The following is a 15,538-nucleotide window of genomic DNA, read 5'->3' on the forward strand; positions in this document are numbered from 1 at the left end:
GTCGAGCCACCGCAATGATCCAGCAAGACCCCGGCGTCCTGTATTCCGACCACCTGGCCGTGCTGTGCCGACGCGCCGAACAGGCGCTGGCCCGCGGCGGCTTCGACCACCTGGTGGTGCCCAGCGGCACCCTGCATTACCAGGTGTTCGACGATCGGGACTACCCGTACGCGGTAAATCCTCAGTTCAAGGCGTGGCTGCCGCTCACCCGCGTGCCCAACAGCTGGATCGTGTTCACCCCGGGCAAGCGCCCGGCGGTGATCTTCCACCAGCCCTTCGATTACTGGCACGTGGTGCCGGACGCGCCCAGCGGCTGGTGGGTGGAGCACTTCGACATCCACATCATCCGCAAGCCCGAAGAGGCGCTGGCCCTGCTGCCGGCCGACCCGTCGCGCTGCGCCATCCTCGGCGAGCCGCAGAGCGCGCTGGGCAACTACGTGCCGAACAACCCGGCGCCGGTGGTGAACTACCTGGAATGGCACCGCGGCAGCAAGACACCGTATGAAATCGCACTGATGCGCCAGGCGCAGGTGCTGGGCGTGCGCGGCCACCGCGCCGCCGAAGCCGCGTTCCGCAATGGCGCCGACGAATTCAGCATCCACATGGCGTACTGCCAGGCCGTCGGCCAGGATGCCAACGAACTGCCCTACGGCAACATCGTGGCCCTGAACGAACATGCCGCCGTGCTGCATTACACCGAGCTGGGCCGCAAGGCACCGCAGCCGCTGCGCAGCTTCCTGATCGATGCCGGCGCCAGCGCGCACGGCTACGCCAGCGACATCACCCGCACGTACGCTGCGCACGGCCACGACGAATTCGCCGCGATGATCGCCGCCGTCGATGCCGCCCAGCAGCAGATGTGCGCCGCAGTACGCCCGGGCTTCGACTACAAGCAGCTGCACGTGGATGCGCACCTGTCGCTGATGGGCGTTCTGAAGGACTTCGGCGTCATCAAGGTCTCGCCGCAGACCGCGCTGGAAACCGGCGTCAGCGCCGCGTTCTTCCCGCACGGCATCGGCCACCTGATCGGTCTGCAGGTGCACGACGTGGCCGGCTTCGCGGCCAGCGACGAAGGCGGCCGCATCGAGCGCCCGGCCGGCCACCCGTACCTGCGCCTGACCCGCGTGCTGGAACCGGGCATGGTGGTGACCATCGAGCCGGGCCTGTACTTCATCGACATGCTGCTGAACGAAGTGAAGGATGCCGGCCATGGCGATGCGATCAACTGGGACCGCGTGGACTTCTTCCGCCCGTATGGCGGCATCCGCATCGAAGACGAAGTGCTGTGCACTGATGGCGAGGCTGACAACCTGACGCGGCCGGAGTTTGCTGCGGCGAACGGCTGAGCCCCTCGTGGTTGGCCGCTGAATTCAGAAGCCGCGCTTTGCCGGGCGGGGTGGGTTTGCAGGACACGCCGTAAACCCATCCATGGGGGCTCGATGGCGCCATCCATGGCGCCAACGGTCCTGCAAACCCACCCCGCCCGGCCTTTGACAGTTTCCTGCGCGCGTCCAACCACGGAAAAGAAAAAGAAAATCAAAAGCGGGTCGCTCGCTGCGCTCGCTCTGTGTCGACCAAGGTCGACACCTACCAACAGCCGCAATTGCCAGTAGATCCACGCCATGCGTGGATGATTCATTCGATATCTCACAGATGTGCCGACCAACGGTCGGCACCCACCAACAGCCGCGTGAACCTGTCGAAGGCTGGGCACTGTGGGTTTGCGGGGTGTGAGCGGCTTGGATGCCGCGACCAAGCCCCCATGGGTGAGGGCGCTTTGCTTGCGAAGCACTGCTTCGCAAGCGCCCGAACGCACAGCCGCCAGCGGCTGGGCCGGACTGGGGGTTTACGGCGTCCCCGCAAACCCACAGTGCCCCGCCATCCCACGGAATGCCCGCTGTTGCTGTTGCCCTGGCTTGAAGCAGGTGCAGGGCTGCAAGCCCTGCCGAACCCCCTTACCCCGCCATCACCGCTTCGATCTCGTCGGCGCTGCGCGCCAGGCCTTCGGTCAGCACCCGATGCCCATCGTCGGTGATCAGCACATCATCCTCGGTACGGATGCCGATACCGCGCCAGCGCGGTTCCACCGTCGTGTCGTCCACCGCGATGTACAGCCCCGGCTCGATGGTGAACGCCATGCCCGGCTCCAGCAGGCGCGAATCGCCCGCCAGGCGATAGTCGCCCACGTCATGCACGTCCAGCCCGATCCAGTGCCCGGTCTTGTGCCGGTAGAAGCGCTGGTACAGGCCCTCGGCCAGGTTCTTTTCCAGCGTGCCCTTCAGCAGGCCCAGGCGCAGCAGGCCCTCGGTCAGGGTCTGCACCGCCGCGAGGTGACCGGCCTCGTACGGCACGCCCGGCCTGGCCTGGGCCAGTGCAGCGGCCTGCGCGTCGCCAACCAGATCGTGCAGCGCACGCTGCTCGGCGCTGAAGCGGCCATTCACCGGGAAGGTGCGGGTGATGTCGCTGGCGTAGCCGCGGAACTCGGCACCGGCATCGATCAGCACCAGCTCGCCATCGCGCGAACGCGCGTTGTTGTCGCGGTAATGCAGGATGCAGCCGTTGCGGCCGGCGCCGACGATGCTGCAGTACGCTGGCACGGCATCGTTGGCGCGGAACACGCGCTCCAGCTCGGCCTGCAGTTCGTACTCGTGGATGCCCGCCTTCGCTGCATGCATCGCGGCCAGGTGCGCACGCACGCTGATCTGTGCGGCGCGGTGCATCAACGCGACTTCCGCGCCGGACTTGAACAGGCGCTGCTCGTGCAGCAGGTGGCCCAGTTCCAGGAACTCATGCGGTGGCTGCGCACCATGGCGCACCTGCGAACGCACGCGGTTGACCCAGCCGATCAGTTTCAGGTCGAAGTCGGCATCGCGGCCGAAGTGGTAGTAGACGCGCGAGCGCCCTTCCAGCAGGCCCGGCAGGATGTCGTCCAGATCGTCGATGGGGTAGGCATCGTCCATGCCGAACTGCGCTACCGCGCCTTCCTGGCCGGCACGGCTGCCGTCCCAGGCCTCGCGTTCGGCATCCCGCTCGCGGCAGAACAGGATGGCCTCGCCGTGGCGGCGGCCCGGGATCAGCACCAGCACCGCTTCCGGCTCCGGGAAGCCGCTGAGGTACTGGAAGTCCGAATCCTGCCGGAACGGATAATGGGTATCGAGGCTGCGCACCTTCTCGGCCGCGGCCGGCAGCACCAGGATCGCGTCCTCGCCGGCCATGTCCATCAGCTGGCGGCGGCGACGCTTGTACTCGCCGGCCGCAATGCCGGTGCGCTGCTTGATGTCCATCAGTTCAGGCGCTGCCGATGGCGCGAGGCCAGCACCACGTCGCCGTGCAGCAGCAGCACCGCCACGCGGATGAATTCCTCGATCTCCGACAGGGCTTCATCATCATCATCGCCACCGGCCTCGAAATCGTCGCTGGAGGCGCGGGCCAGGCTGGCCATGTCGGTCAGCGCTTCTTCGCCTTCCTCGGACAGGGCCGGGCGGCGGCCGCCGCTGCCCAGGCCGAAGCCGCCCAGGAACGAGCGGGTCCAGCTGAACATGGCGTCGGCCTGCGCGGACACGTCGTCGGTGTCGGTCAGCAGCAGTTCGAAGGCGAAGTCGCGGTCTTCCAGCTGCTTGATGGTGACCTGCAGCAGCTGCGCCAGCACGCTGTCGTCGGCCACCGGCGGCAGGTTGTCGTCGGCCAGCACGCGCGCCGGCCAGTCGTTGCCGGCGGCGCCGCCAGCGGCCAGCCAGCCGCACAGCGCGCCATGAAGCTCGGCAGCGGTGGCGCCCAGGCCCAGTTCGTGGCTGGCGCGGGTAACGTCGTCGACGGAGGGAAGTTCGGTCATCGTGCGGCTCGTTCGGATAAGGAAACCCGGGACGCGCACGCGCGCGCCCGTGAGACCCGGTAGTGTAGCAACCCGACGGCATCCTCTCCGCAGCCGTCCAGCCTTGCTGCGACAACGCTTGACCGCCCTTACCCGGCTTGCCTATCGTGCCCGCATGGAACCCGCCGATCCCCTTGCCCAGCTGCAGGACTTCGCCGCCCGCGTGGAAGCGTTGCTTGAACGCAACCAGCGCCTGGCCGAGGAGAACCGCAGCCTGCGCCACCAGCAGGAACAGCTGGTGGCCGAGCGCTCGACGCTGCTGGCCAAGAATGAGCAGGCACGCTCGCGGGTGGAAGCAATGATCAGCCGGCTCAAATCCCTGGAGCAGCACACATGAGCGCCGAACCGGTCAGTGTCCGCATCCTCGATCGTGAATACACGGTGGGCGTCGGCGGCGACGAACGCGACAGCCTGATGGCCGCCGCGCGCCTGCTGGATGCGCGCATGCGCGAGATCCGTGGCAGCAACCGCATGGCCGCCGTCGACCGCGTCGCCGTGCTGGCCGCGCTGAACCTGGCCCACGAACTGCAGCTGCTGCGCGACGAGAACGCCCGCCAGGCCGTGGCGCTGCAGCAGACGCTGGCCGACCTGAACCGGCGCCTGGACCGCGCGATCGACGGCACCCCATAGAAAAAGGGGACGGAGGGAATCAAGGCGCATTCGCCCCTTCCGTGCTGGAAACGCCTTGATTCCCTCCGTCCCCTTTTCGCGTATCTGAATTGGCACGGACTGTTGCCGACGAACGGCCTATCCAGATCCTGCGCGCTGGCTATAATGGCCACGCGTTCTCTGCGGTACTCGACGGCATGTGCAAACATTCGCCTTGTCCCTTAAGAACGACACCGGGAGCGCGACAGCGCCGGGAGTGCAGGTCCGCCTTGTAGCGGGAAGCCCGATGGTTCTCCAGCGTTCCCACTTGAGCCCCCGGGTTCAAGGTCGTTTCGCATGCATCGACATTGCGGAGAATGCAATATTCCAGCAAGGGCGGCGTCTTCGGGCGTCGCCCTTGTTCTTTCCGGCACAATGACGGCTGATCCTTGCCGCACGCTGCCATGACCGACCCGCGCCAGGCCCTGCGCCACGACCTGCGGCAACGCCGCCGCGACCTTTCCGCCGCTGAGCGCATCGCCGCCGCCGAATCGCTTGCCGATGCCCTGCTGACCCTGCCGTTCGCCCCGCGCGAAGGCGCCGTGGCCGGCTACTGGGCGCTGGATGGCGAAATCGCCCTGCACCGCTGGCAGCTGCAGCTGCCCGAAGGACTCACCTACTGCCTGCCGGTGCTGGCCGACGACGTGCTGCGCTTCGCACCGTGGCGGCCCGGGCAGCCGCTGACCAGCAACCGCTACGGCATTCCCGAGCCGGACGTGGCGCTGGAAGACACCCTGGAACCGGCGCAGATGGCGCTGGTGGTGACCCCGCTGGTGGGTTTCGACACGCAGTGCCGGCGGCTGGGCATGGGGGGCGGCTGGTATGATCGCAGCTTCGCCTTCCGCCACGACCGGCCGGCGCCGCCCTGGCTGGTCGGTGCTGCGTTCGCGGTGCAGCAGGTCGAGTCCTTGCCGGTGGCGTCGTGGGACGTGCCGGTGGATGCGATCTGCACCGAAGACGGCACCTTGTTCCCCTCCGCTGCCCCCGTGAACGCATGACCGCCCGCAAGCGCTACTGGCTGATGAAGTCCGAACCGGACGCCTTCTCCATCGATGACCTGGCCAAGGTCAAGGTCGAACCCTGGAACGGGGTGCGCAACTACCAGGCGCGCAATTTCATGCGCGATGGCATGCAGGTGGGTGACGGCATCCTGTTCTACCATTCCAATACCAAGGTGCCGGGCATCGTTGGCCTGGCCACCGTGGCCAGCCCGGCCTACCCCGACGACACCCAGTTCGACCCGACATCCGACTACCACGACCCCAAGAGCACGCGCGAGAACCCGCGCTGGATGCTGGTGGACGTGGGCTTCGACCGCAAGCTCAAGCAGGTGATCGCGCTGGACGAGATCAAGCTGCACGCCGAAGAACTCGGCGAGGGCTTCCCGCTGGTTGCCAAGGGCAACCGCCTGTCGGTGTTCCCGGTGACCGCCGCGCAGTGGAAGCTGCTGCTGTCGCTGGAAAAGAAATCCTGATTCCCTGCCTGAGAGTTCTCCCATGTCCGAAGCCAAGCGCCTGGCCGCCGAGAAAGCCATCGAGTACGTTGAAGACGGCATGATCGTCGGTGTCGGCACCGGTTCCACCGTGGCCTATTTCATCGATGCCCTGGCCCGCATCCAGCACCGCATCAAGGGCGCCGTGTCCAGCTCCGAGCAGAGCACCGCACGCCTGAAGCAGCACGGCATCGAAGTGATCGAGCTGAACCACAGCGGCAACCTGTCGCTGTACGTGGACGGCGCCGATGAGTGCGACGCCAACAAGTGCCTGATCAAGGGCGGCGGCGCCGCGCTGACCCGCGAGAAGATCATCGCCGAGGCCAGCGAGCGCTTCATCTGCATCGTCGACCCGAGCAAGCAGGTGCCGGTGCTGGGCAAATTCCCGCTGCCGGTGGAAGTGATCCCGATGGCACGCAGCCTGGTCGCCCGCCAGATCCGCGACATGACCGGCGGCCAGCCGACCTGGCGCGAAGGCGTGGTCACCGACAACGGCAACCAGATCCTGGACATCCACAACCTGCAGATCACCGATCCGGAAAAGCTGGAGCGCGAGCTCAACCAGCTGCCGGGCGTGGTCTGCGTCGGCCTGTTCGCGCGCCGCCGTGCCGATGTGGTGATCGTCGGTGGCGAGCCGCCGGTCGTGCTCTGACCCTTTCGAAGGATCCTGACGATGTCGCTGTTGCGTTCGCTGCTGATGCTCCCGCTGCTGGCCCTGGCCGGCTGCGCCACCGATGCGGCCCGCCACTGGGTCGAACTGGATGGCGCCCGCTACCAGGTCGAGCTGGCCACCAACGATGAAACCCGCGCGCGCGGGTTGATGTTCCGCGACCAGATGGCCGCCGACCACGGCATGCTGTTCATCCACGACCGCGAGGAAATGCAGGCGTACTGGATGAAGAACACCAGGATCGCGCTGGACATCCTGTACTTCGACAGCGAGCGCAGGCTGGTCAGCCAGCAGCGCGACGTTCCGCCGTGCTCGGCCGGCGACATGTGCCCGCCGTATCCCAGCGGTGGTCCGGCCCGGTACGTGCTGGAGCTCAATCCAGGCCAGGCCGAGAAGCTCAAGCTGAAGGACGGCACCGCGCTGACCTTCGGCCCGGGCATCGAAAAATAGGGGTAGTGCCGGCCGCTGGCCGGCAATCCAACCCGACCGGGGTCAGATCCCTTTCGCAGGCGAAAGGGATCTGACCCCTGAATTTTTCACGCGACACTGCTTGAAACCGCCTGCGAATGACGCCAGTCTGTGGTCATGCAGGACCGGATCACACTCCCCGACTGGGATGCACTGGCCGACCTCGAAGACGAGGCGCTGCCCTTGTTGCCGACCGCGCTGCTGATCGCGCGCGATGAATACCCCGATCTGCAGCCGTCCACCTACGACGCGCTGATCCAGAGCCATGTGGACCACCTCCGCTCGGAAGTGGAGAGCATCGACAACAGCCCATTGAAGATGGCGGCGATCAACCGCCACCTGTTCGACGAGCTGGGCTACAGCGGCGACCACGACGAGTATTACGACCCGCGCAACAGCTACCTCAACCAGGTGTTCGAGCGCCGCCTGGGCAACCCGATCTCGTTGGCGCTGGTGCAGATGGAAGTCGCGCGCCGGCTGGGGATCCCGCTGGATGGCGTGTCCTTCCCCGGCCACTTCCTGGTGCGCCTGCCAGTGGACGACGGCGTGCTGGTGATGGACCCGTTCAACGGTGGCCGCCCGTTGGACGTGGACGAACTGCGCGAGCGGGCCAAGTCACACCTGGGTGGGCAGATGCCCGACGACCAGGTGCTGGCGCAGATCCTCGACCCGGCCCCGGCACGCGCCATCCTCATGCGCATGCTGCGCAACCTGCATGGTGTCTACGCCGAAGCCGGTGAATGGGACCGTGCCGCGCGCAGCGCCGACCGCCTGTTGAAGCTGGCACCCGAACAGGACGACGCCCTGCGCGACCGCGGCCTTGCGTACCTGCAGCTGGAGTACCTGGCCGGTGCCCGTCACGACCTGGGGCAGTATCTGAAGCGCAACCCGGAAGCCAGCGATGCGCAGTGGCTGCGTGAGAAGCTGATCGACCTCGGCGGGCCGGTACCGCGGCTGCATTGAGGGTGTGGGTGTGTGGACCAACGGTCCACACCCACCGGATGGGCCGGGTGGCCCACCAATCAATCGACCTCGACCATCTCGAAATCGGCCTTGGTCACGCCACAGTCGGGGCAGGTCCAGGTCTCGGGAATGTCCTCCCAGCGCGTCCCGGGCTCAATACCCTCTTCCGGCAAGCCTTCCGCTTCGCTGTAAAGAAAGCCGCAGACCACGCACATCCAGGTTCGCAGGGTGGTGGGGGTGGCGTCGCTCATCGGATAATCGGGGCTGGATTCACGGGCCGCCATTGTCCCATTGCGGCCCACGCACCGGTAGCCATCGATGACTTCTGCTTCCCCGGCGCCCCGCGGCGTCTACCTGATCACCCCGGATGAGCCCGATACCGCACGCCTGCTGGCCCGTACCGCGCCGCTGCTGGCCGCCGGCGCCACCTGGCTGCAGTACCGCAACAAGACCGCCAGCGATGCACTGCGGCAGGAGCAGGCGATCGCGCTGCAGGCGCTGTGCGCACACTACGGCGTACCGCTGATCATCAACGATGCCCCCGCGCTGGCCCATGCGGTGGGCGCAGCCGGCGTGCACCTGGGCGGCACCGACGGTGACATCCCCAGCGCGCGCGCCCTGCTCGGTACCGAGGCCATCATCGGCGCCTCCTGCTACGACCAGCTGGCCAATGCCGAGAAGGCCGTGGCGGCCGGCGCCAGCTATGTGGCCTTCGGCGCGTTCTTCCCGACCACCACCAAGATCACCACCAGCCGCGCCCATACCGACCTGCTGCGGCAAAGCGCCGCACTGGGCGTGCCGCGGGTGGCGATCGGCGGGCTGACGCCGGACAATGTCGGTCCCATCATCGACGCCGGCGCCGATCTGGTGGCCGTGGTCAGCGGTATCTATGCCGCACCAGACCCGGTCGCGACCCAGCGCGCCTACCTCGCCCAGTTCGCGTAATGCCCAGGAAAGCCCCATGAACCACGACCAGTCCCACGCCCTGTTCTCCCGTGCCCAGCAGCTGCTGCCGGGCGGCGTCAATTCGCCGGTACGTGCGTTCAAGTCGGTTGGCGGCGAACCGTTCTTCGTCGAGCGCGCCGACGGCGCCTACCTGTACGACGTCGACGGCAACCGCTATATCGATTACGTCGGTTCGTGGGGCCCGATGATCGTCGGCCACAACCACACGGCGGTGCGCCAGGCGGTGAAGAAGGCGATCGACAATGGCCTGTCGTTCGGTGCGCCGTGCGCGGCGGAAGTGACCATGGCCGAAACCATCACCCGCCTGGTGCCGTCGTGCGAGATGGTGCGCATGGTCAACTCCGGCACCGAGGCCACGCTGTCCGCGATCCGCCTGGCCCGCGGTGCGACCGGCCGCAACCGCATCGTCAAGTTCGAGGGCTGCTACCACGGCCACGGTGACTCGTTCCTGGTCAAGGCAGGCAGCGGCATGCTGACCCTGGGCGTACCGACCTCGCCGGGCGTGCCCGCCGGCCTGAGCGAACTGACCCTGACCCTGCCCTACAACGACTTCGAAGCCGCCACTGCGCTGTTCGAGCAGCAGGGTGACGACATCGCCGGCCTGATCATCGAACCGGTGGTCGGCAACGCCAACTGCATTCCGCCGCGCGACGGTTATCTGCAGCATCTGCGCGAACTGTGCACGAAGCATGGCGCGCTGCTGATCTTCGACGAAGTGATGACCGGCTTCCGCGTCGCCCTCGGTGGTGCACAGGCGCACTACGGCATCACCCCGGACCTGACCACCTTCGGCAAGATCATCGGCGGCGGCATGCCGGTGGGTGCCTACGGCGGTCGCCGCGAGCTGATGCAGCAGATCGCACCGGCCGGCCCGATCTACCAGGCCGGCACGCTGAGCGGCAATCCGGTGGCGATGGCCGCCGGCCTGGCAATGCTGGAGCTGATCCAGCAGCCGGGTTTCCATGCCGACCTCGCCGAGCGCACCGCGCGCTTGTGCGCCGGCCTGGAAGCGGCCGCCGCCGACGCCGGCGTGGCCGTGACCACCACCTGCGTGGGTGCGATGTTCGGGCTGTTCTTCACCAGTGAGAAGGTGGAGACCTATGCGCAGGCCACCGCCTGCGACATCCCGGCATTCAACCGCTTCTTCCACGCCATGCTGGACCAGGGCGTGTTCCTGGCACCGTCGGCGTACGAGGCCGGCTTCCTGTCCAGCGCGCACGACGATGCGGTGATCGAAGCGACGCTGGCCGCCGCCCGCGTGGCGTTCAAGGCCGCCAAGGGCTGATCGCAAAAAGGGGACGGAGGGGATTAAGTCGTTTGTGCACAAACGACTTAATCCCCTCCGTCCCCTTTTTTCAACCGAAGACGAACTTGCCCTTCATCATCGCGAAGTGGCCAGGGAACGAGCAGAAGAAGGTGTAGTCGCCGCCCTTCTGCAGGCCCTGGGTGGAGAAGCGCACGCGCGTGGTCTCGCCACCGCCGATCACCTTGGTGTGTGCCAGCACGCGCTTGTCAGCCTTCGGCAGGTAGCTGTCGGCCAGGGTCATGCGCATGCCCGCCATCGCCACCGGCTGGTAATCGGCGGTGCGGGTCAGCACCCAGTTGTGGCCCATGGCAGTGGCGGCCAGCTTGCCGGTGTGACGCAGGGTCAGGTCCACGGCGGAGCAGTCGGCGGCGACCTTGATCTCGCGGCTGCTGAAGCTCATCTGGTCGGTGCTGTCGATGCTCACCGCGCACACCCGTGCCATCGCCGACGGCGCCAGCATCAGCGCGCCCAGTCCCACTGCCACCATCCAAGCCTTCATCGTTGCGTCTCCTGCAGGTTCAAGCGCCATTCTAGGCAGGCACCTGCAGCCGTGTCTGCGACCGTCTGTCGCACGCGTACTCCAGGGTTTCCGCACATCGGCCACGATGGCATGCTCGGCCGATGCGGATCGATCTGTTGCTGCTGGATGTGGATGGCGTGCTGGTGCAGTACCAGCGCGCGCAGCGTGTGCTGCACCTGGCGCGGGCGCTGGGGGTTCCGACGCAGGCCGTGCAGGCTGCGCTGTACGACAGCGGGCTGGAAGCCGCGCATGACAATGGCGCGCTGGATGGCCCGGCCTATCTGGCGCGATTGGGGGAGCTGCTGGGCACGACTGTCGATGTGGCTACATGGACCGCGGCGCGACGGGCCGCCAGCCATCCGCAGCCAGCCGTATTGCAACGGCTGCAGGCCCTGCAGCTGCCGATGGCGGTGCTGACCAACAATGGCGCACTGATGAAGCAGGCCTTGCCTGCCCTGCTGCCGGAGCTGTTCCCTGCCCTGCTGGGTCGCGTGTTCTGCAGCGCCGATTTCGGCCTGCGCAAACCGGCACCGGAGGTGTTCCTGCGCACGCTGGAGATGCTCGATGCAGCGCCTGCGCACACGCTGTTCGTCGATGACCTGTTCGCCAACGTGCGCGGTGCACGCGCCGCCGGCCTGCATGCGGAAACCGTGCGCGATGGCCGTGGACTGGGCAAGGTGTTGAAGCGTTACGCGGTGAGCTGATCGGGGTCAGAGCCCTCTCCGCAGGAGAGGGATCCGACCCCACTGCCATGGCTTCAGCGCGCTGCGATGAACGCAGCAATCGCCGCACGCAGGCGCTTGAGGCCTTCGGCCACTTCTTCGTCGGTGATGTTCAACGACGGCACGAAACGCAGCACGTCCGGGCCGGCCTGCAAGGTCAGCAGGCCCTGCTCGGCAGCGTGGTCGAGGATCGCGCCAGCCTGGCCGGCAAAGTCCTTGCTCAGCACTGCGCCCAGCATCAGGCCACGGCCACGCACGTCGCTGAACACGCCGAATTCTTCGTTGATGCGCGCGAAGCCATCGCGCAGCGCCTTCGACTGGCGGCTGACATTGGCGGCGATCTCCGCCGAGGCCAGCTTGCGCAGTGCCACGCGGGCCACCGCAGCAGCCAGCGGGTTGCCGCCGAAGGTGGTGCCATGCGCGCCGAACTGCATGGTCTCGGCCACCTTCGGGCCGGCCAGCATCGCGCCGATCGGGAAGCCGCCGCCGAGTGCCTTGGCCAGGGTGACCATGTCCGGCACCACGTCGTCCTGCCAATGCGCGAACAGGGTGCCGGTGCGGCCCATGCCGGCCTGGATCTCATCCAGCACCAGCAGCGCGTTGTGCTGGTCGCACAGCTCACGCACGCGCTTGAGGAAACCGGACTTGGCCGGCATCACGCCGCCCTCGCCCTGGATCGGCTCCAGCATCACCGCGGCGACGTCGCCGGCGGCCATGGCGGTTTCCAGCTGCACCTCATCGTTGAAATCGATGTAGCGGAAGCCACCGGGCAGCGGCTCGTAGCCTTCCTGGTACTTCGGCTGGGCAGTGGCGGTCACCGCACCCATGGTGCGGCCATGGAAGCTGCCACGGAAGGTGATGATCACCCGCTTGTCGGCCGGGCGCCCTTGGCTGGAGGCCCACTTGCGGACCATCTTGATCGCCACTTCGTTGGCTTCGGCGCCGGAGTTGCACAGGAACACGCGCTCGGCGAAGCGGCTGGCCTTCACCAGCTCCTCGGCCAGGTGCAGCGGCGGCGCGCTGTAGAACACGTTGCTGGTGTGCCAGAGCTTGCCGGCCTGCTCGACCAGCGCGGCCACCAGGTCCGGATCGTTGTGGCCCAGCCCGCACACGGCGATGCCGGCGGCCAGGTCGATGAACTCACGGCCCTGGCTGTCCCACACGCGGGCGCCCTGGCCTCGCTCCAGTACCACCTGGCGGGGCTTGTAGACCGGCAGGTAATAGTGCGAAAGGGAGATCAGCGGATCGGTAGCGGCGGTCATGGCAGTCGGCAGGGTTCAGGAATCCCCATTCTCGCGCCGGAACCCCTGCGGCACAATGCGCCCATGCGACCGTTTTCCGCCCCCCAGCTGAACCCCGCCACCGAGACCGGCTGGCGCCGTCGGTGGTTCGACATCATCTACCGCCACGACTCGCGACCCTCGCGCAATTTCGACCTGCTCCTGGTGGTGGCGATCGTCGCCAGCATCCTGGTGGTGATGATCGACAGCGTGCAGCACCTGCATGCCGAATGGTCCACCGGCCTGTACATCCTGGAATGGGGCTTCACGATCATCTTCACCGCCGAGTACCTGTTGCGGCTGGCGGTGGTCAAGCGCCCGCTGCGTTACGCGGTGAGCATCTGGGGCATCATCGACCTGCTGTCGATCCTGCCCGCCTACCTGTCGTTGTTCATCCCCGGCGCGCAGAGCCTGCTGGTGGTGCGCGCGCTGCGCATCCTGCGCGTGTTCCGCATCCTCAAGCTGACCCGCTACATCGAGGAAAGCGGCGTCCTGATGACGTCGCTGTGGCGCAGCCGGCGCAAGGTGCTGGTGTTCCTGTTCACGGTGATCACCATCACCATCATCGCCGGTGCGCTGATGTACGTGATCGAGGGCCCCGAACACGGCTTCACCAATATCCCGGCCAGCATGTACTGGGCGGTGGTGACCATGGCCACGGTCGGCTTCGGCGACATCGTGCCGCAGACCGTGCTCGGCCGCTTCGTCACCTCGGTACTGATCCTGATCGGCTACAGCATCATCGCCGTGCCCACCGGCATCTACACCGCCGAACTGGCCAGCACCATGCGCGAAGCAGAGCTGGCCGCGCGCCGTGATGCGCGCGGCTGCCCGCATTGCGGGCTGGAAGGCCACGAGCCGGATGCACGGCACTGCCGCAAGTGCGGCGGCGAACTGCCGGATGCGTTCAACCATTGAGGGGTTCGCCGGGCATGGCCCGGCGCTACCCGTGGGCGGTCACACGTGGATGCCCGCGCCTCAATCCAGGAACAGGTCCGGCAGCAACGGCCGCGACGGATCCACCGCGTAGCCCGAAAGATCGGTGACGCCGGCCTGCGCCAGCACTTCATCATCGATCAGGAACTGGCCATGGAAGCCGGCCGCTTCGCGCACCAGCACCGCATGCGCGGCGTCGGCCATGATCTGTGGCGTGCGGCAACCGGCCGCATCCACGCCCGGAATCATGTTGATCGCATCGGTGGCGATCACCGTGCGCGGCCACAGGGCGTTCACCGCCACGCCCTGCGGACCGAACTCCGCAGCCAGGCCCAGGGTGACGAAGCTCATGCCCATCTTTGCCAGCGTGTAGCCGGTGTGCGGTGCCCACCACTTCGGCTCCAGGCTCGGTGGTGGTGCCAGGGTGAGGATGTGCGGGTTCGGCGCCTGCAGCAGGTACGGCAGGCAGGCCTGCGCGCACAGGAAGCTGCCGCGTGAGTTGACCTGCTGCATCAGGTCGAAACGCTTCATCGGCGTATCCAGCGTGCCGCGCAACCAGATCGCGCTGGCGTTGTTGATCAGGATGTCGATGCCACCGAAGGTATCGACCGTGGCGGCAACTGCGGCCTGTACCTGCTCTTCCTCGCGGATGTCACACTTCAGCGCCAGGCCCTGGCCGCCGGCCGCCGTTACCGCCTCGGCAGCGCTGTGGATGGTGCCCGGCAGCTTCGGATTCGGCACCGACGACTTGGCCGCGATGGCCACGTTGGCGCCGTCGCGCGCAGCACGCAGTGCGATGGCCAGGCCGATGCCACGCGAGGCACCGGTGATGAAAAGGGTTTTGCCCTGCAGACTGCCCACGTTCCACACTCCAGCGTATGCAATGAGCCGCTAGTATGCCGCGCCGACGCGGAGTTCACCCGGCCTTGACGATACTCGGGCCTCCAGACAACGCACAAGGTCCACGCCATGCGCCGTTCCCGCCTGTTGCTGCCTGCCCTGGGGCTTGTTCTGCTGACTGCCTGCCAGGGCCGTTCGCCGGAACCCGGCAAGGAGCCGCCCGCCGGTGACGCGCCCAGCGCGGAGAAGGCCGCCGCCGACGGAAAGATGCGCTGGAGCGAAGCCGTGGTCTGGGATGGCGATCTGAACGCATGCCGCCAGGGCGAGACTGCCGCCACCCGCGACTGCCTGCGCGATGCGATGCGTGCGGGGGGAGCAAGCGCCGAGGCGATCACCGCCGCCGAGCAACTGTCCAGCGCCGGGGAACTGGCGTATGTCACCGCTTGGCATGAGAACGAGGGGCTGGGCATTGCCACGGTCGAGTATCCCTTCCGCGCCAACACGAACGAAGGCACCCGCCTGGTCGACGCCGGCGGCAAGCGCATCGATGTGGACGCCGTGCAGCTGGACGACACGCTGCGTGCCGACCCGGTCGTGCAGGAGCTGCTGAAAGCCAATCCGCAGGCCACGCCGTTCGCGCCTGCGCAGTCGGCCGGAGCGACACCGCTGGAGGGTGGCGGCATACGCCTGCTGTACCGCACACCGCTGCGCGACTGCCACGCCTGCCCGGACGTGGGCCAGCTGCAGATCGCCTATGACTTCGATGCCAAGCGCAACTTCATCGGCCAGCAGGTGGTACCGGCAACGCCGTAGCCCGGAAACACCGCGTGTCGCCGGGCCACGCCCGGCGGACGCA

At 67.2% G+C, this 15,538-nt stretch carries 19 protein-coding genes and 1 other RNA gene; 14 read left to right on the forward strand and 6 right to left on the reverse strand.

What is annotated here, in order from left to right; all coding sequences use genetic code 11:
* Nucleotides 1–14 precede the first annotated feature (14 nt).
* The gene (gene pepQ, locus ACZK4H_RS17495; RefSeq protein WP_099552960.1) at nucleotides 15–1,346 is read left to right on the forward strand and encodes a Xaa-Pro dipeptidase; all 1,332 of its coding nucleotides are present in this window, start codon (nucleotides 15–17) and stop codon (nucleotides 1,344–1,346) included.
* Nucleotides 1,347–1,955: 609 nt separating this feature from the next.
* Here pepQ and ACZK4H_RS17500 read toward each other — a convergent pair.
* Together ACZK4H_RS17500 and ACZK4H_RS17505 are read right to left on the reverse strand one after the other, a co-directional pair.
* Nucleotides 1,956–3,278 carry an aminopeptidase P N-terminal domain-containing protein gene (locus tag ACZK4H_RS17500; protein ID WP_099552987.1) on the reverse strand — a complete coding sequence of 441 codons (1,323 nt, stop codon included), beginning with the start codon at nucleotides 3,276–3,278 and terminating at the stop codon, nucleotides 1,956–1,958.
* 5 nt (nucleotides 3,279–3,283) lie between these two features.
* Nucleotides 3,284–3,832 (reverse strand): UPF0149 family protein, encoded by a 549-nt coding sequence (locus tag ACZK4H_RS17505; RefSeq protein ID WP_099552959.1) that lies wholly within the window; start codon nucleotides 3,830–3,832, stop codon nucleotides 3,284–3,286.
* Between the two features lie 154 nt (nucleotides 3,833–3,986).
* Here ACZK4H_RS17505 and ACZK4H_RS17510 point away from each other — a divergent pair, with 154 nt between their 5' ends.
* The 8 genes from ACZK4H_RS17510 to ACZK4H_RS17545 all read left to right on the forward strand — a co-directional run bounded on the left by ACZK4H_RS17510 (nucleotide 3,987) and on the right by ACZK4H_RS17545 (nucleotide 8,112).
* Entirely contained in the window at nucleotides 3,987–4,208 is a 222-nt protein-coding gene (locus ACZK4H_RS17510; RefSeq protein ID WP_005410898.1) for a TIGR02449 family protein, read from the forward strand.
* The gene (locus ACZK4H_RS17515; protein WP_005410899.1) at nucleotides 4,205–4,501 is read left to right on the forward strand and encodes a cell division protein ZapA; all 297 of its coding nucleotides are present in this window, start codon (nucleotides 4,205–4,207) and stop codon (nucleotides 4,499–4,501) included. Before ACZK4H_RS17510 ends, ACZK4H_RS17515 begins: the two co-directional genes overlap by 4 nt.
* Before the next feature lie 153 nt (nucleotides 4,502–4,654).
* Nucleotides 4,655–4,840: non-coding RNA, 6S RNA (gene ssrS, locus ACZK4H_RS17520), on the forward strand.
* 83 nt (nucleotides 4,841–4,923) lie between these two features.
* Nucleotides 4,924–5,517: a 5-formyltetrahydrofolate cyclo-ligase gene (locus ACZK4H_RS17525; protein ID WP_099552958.1), complete on the forward strand. Its 594-nt coding sequence runs from the start codon at nucleotides 4,924–4,926 to the stop codon at nucleotides 5,515–5,517.
* Entirely contained in the window at nucleotides 5,514–5,993 is a 480-nt protein-coding gene (locus ACZK4H_RS17530; protein ID WP_099552957.1) for an EVE domain-containing protein, read from the forward strand. Before ACZK4H_RS17525 ends, ACZK4H_RS17530 begins: the two co-directional genes overlap by 4 nt.
* A 22-nt stretch (nucleotides 5,994–6,015) precedes the next feature.
* Entirely contained in the window at nucleotides 6,016–6,663 is a 648-nt protein-coding gene (gene rpiA / locus ACZK4H_RS17535; protein ID WP_006389802.1) for a ribose-5-phosphate isomerase RpiA, read from the forward strand.
* A gap of 21 nt (nucleotides 6,664–6,684) precedes the next feature.
* The gene (locus ACZK4H_RS17540) at nucleotides 6,685–7,131 is read left to right on the forward strand and encodes a DUF192 domain-containing protein (protein ID WP_478472999.1); all 447 of its coding nucleotides are present in this window, start codon (nucleotides 6,685–6,687) and stop codon (nucleotides 7,129–7,131) included.
* 135 nt (nucleotides 7,132–7,266) lie between these two features.
* Nucleotides 7,267–8,112, forward strand: coding sequence for a SirB1 family protein (locus ACZK4H_RS17545; RefSeq protein ID WP_005410904.1), 846 nt, complete (start codon nucleotides 7,267–7,269; stop codon nucleotides 8,110–8,112).
* A gap of 59 nt (nucleotides 8,113–8,171) precedes the next feature.
* On the opposite strand, the gene ACZK4H_RS17550 is transcribed toward ACZK4H_RS17545, so the two are convergent.
* On the reverse strand, nucleotides 8,172–8,396 hold the full coding sequence (locus tag ACZK4H_RS17550) for a rubredoxin (RefSeq protein WP_080354805.1): 225 nt from the start codon (nucleotides 8,394–8,396) through the stop codon (nucleotides 8,172–8,174).
* A 34-nt stretch (nucleotides 8,397–8,430) separates the two neighbouring features.
* Here ACZK4H_RS17550 and thiE point away from each other — a divergent pair, with 34 nt between their 5' ends.
* On the forward strand, nucleotides 8,431–9,057 hold the full coding sequence (thiE, locus tag ACZK4H_RS17555) for a thiamine phosphate synthase (RefSeq protein WP_099552955.1): 627 nt from the start codon (nucleotides 8,431–8,433) through the stop codon (nucleotides 9,055–9,057).
* Between the two features lie 16 nt (nucleotides 9,058–9,073).
* Nucleotides 9,074–10,363 (forward strand): glutamate-1-semialdehyde 2,1-aminomutase, encoded by a 1,290-nt coding sequence (hemL, locus tag ACZK4H_RS17560; protein ID WP_099552954.1) that lies wholly within the window; start codon nucleotides 9,074–9,076, stop codon nucleotides 10,361–10,363.
* Nucleotides 10,364–10,433: 70 nt separating this feature from the next.
* Here the strand turns inward: hemL and azu are convergent, their stop codons facing one another.
* A complete protein-coding gene (azu, locus tag ACZK4H_RS17565) occupies nucleotides 10,434–10,883 on the reverse strand; it encodes an azurin (RefSeq protein ID WP_075676335.1) in 450 nt (149 codons plus the stop codon).
* A 122-nt stretch (nucleotides 10,884–11,005) separates the two neighbouring features.
* On the opposite strand from azu, the gene ACZK4H_RS17570 reads away from it, so the two are divergent.
* Complete coding sequence (locus tag ACZK4H_RS17570; RefSeq protein ID WP_099552953.1) at nucleotides 11,006–11,608, forward strand: HAD-IA family hydrolase; 603 nt, start codon at nucleotides 11,006–11,008, stop codon at nucleotides 11,606–11,608.
* Nucleotides 11,609–11,661: 53 nt separating this feature from the next.
* Here ACZK4H_RS17570 and ACZK4H_RS17575 read toward each other — a convergent pair whose 3' ends face one another.
* Nucleotides 11,662–12,888, reverse strand: a complete 1,227-nt coding sequence (locus tag ACZK4H_RS17575; protein WP_010484016.1) for an acetylornithine transaminase — start codon at nucleotides 12,886–12,888, stop codon at nucleotides 11,662–11,664.
* Between the two features lie 63 nt (nucleotides 12,889–12,951).
* Here ACZK4H_RS17575 and ACZK4H_RS17580 point away from each other — a divergent pair, with 63 nt between their 5' ends.
* Nucleotides 12,952–13,824 (forward strand): ion transporter, encoded by an 873-nt coding sequence (locus ACZK4H_RS17580; RefSeq protein WP_099552952.1) that lies wholly within the window; start codon nucleotides 12,952–12,954, stop codon nucleotides 13,822–13,824.
* A gap of 60 nt (nucleotides 13,825–13,884) precedes the next feature.
* On the opposite strand, the gene ACZK4H_RS17585 is transcribed toward ACZK4H_RS17580, so the two are convergent.
* Nucleotides 13,885–14,703, reverse strand: a complete 819-nt coding sequence (locus ACZK4H_RS17585) for an SDR family oxidoreductase (protein WP_099552951.1) — start codon at nucleotides 14,701–14,703, stop codon at nucleotides 13,885–13,887.
* A gap of 108 nt (nucleotides 14,704–14,811) precedes the next feature.
* On the opposite strand from ACZK4H_RS17585, the gene ACZK4H_RS17590 reads away from it, so the two are divergent.
* Nucleotides 14,812–15,495 (forward strand): hypothetical protein, encoded by a 684-nt coding sequence (locus ACZK4H_RS17590; RefSeq protein ID WP_099552950.1) that lies wholly within the window; start codon nucleotides 14,812–14,814, stop codon nucleotides 15,493–15,495.
* Nucleotides 15,496–15,538: the final 43 nt, after the last annotated feature.

Source organism: Stenotrophomonas sp. 78350_Sma (assembly GCF_056482105.1).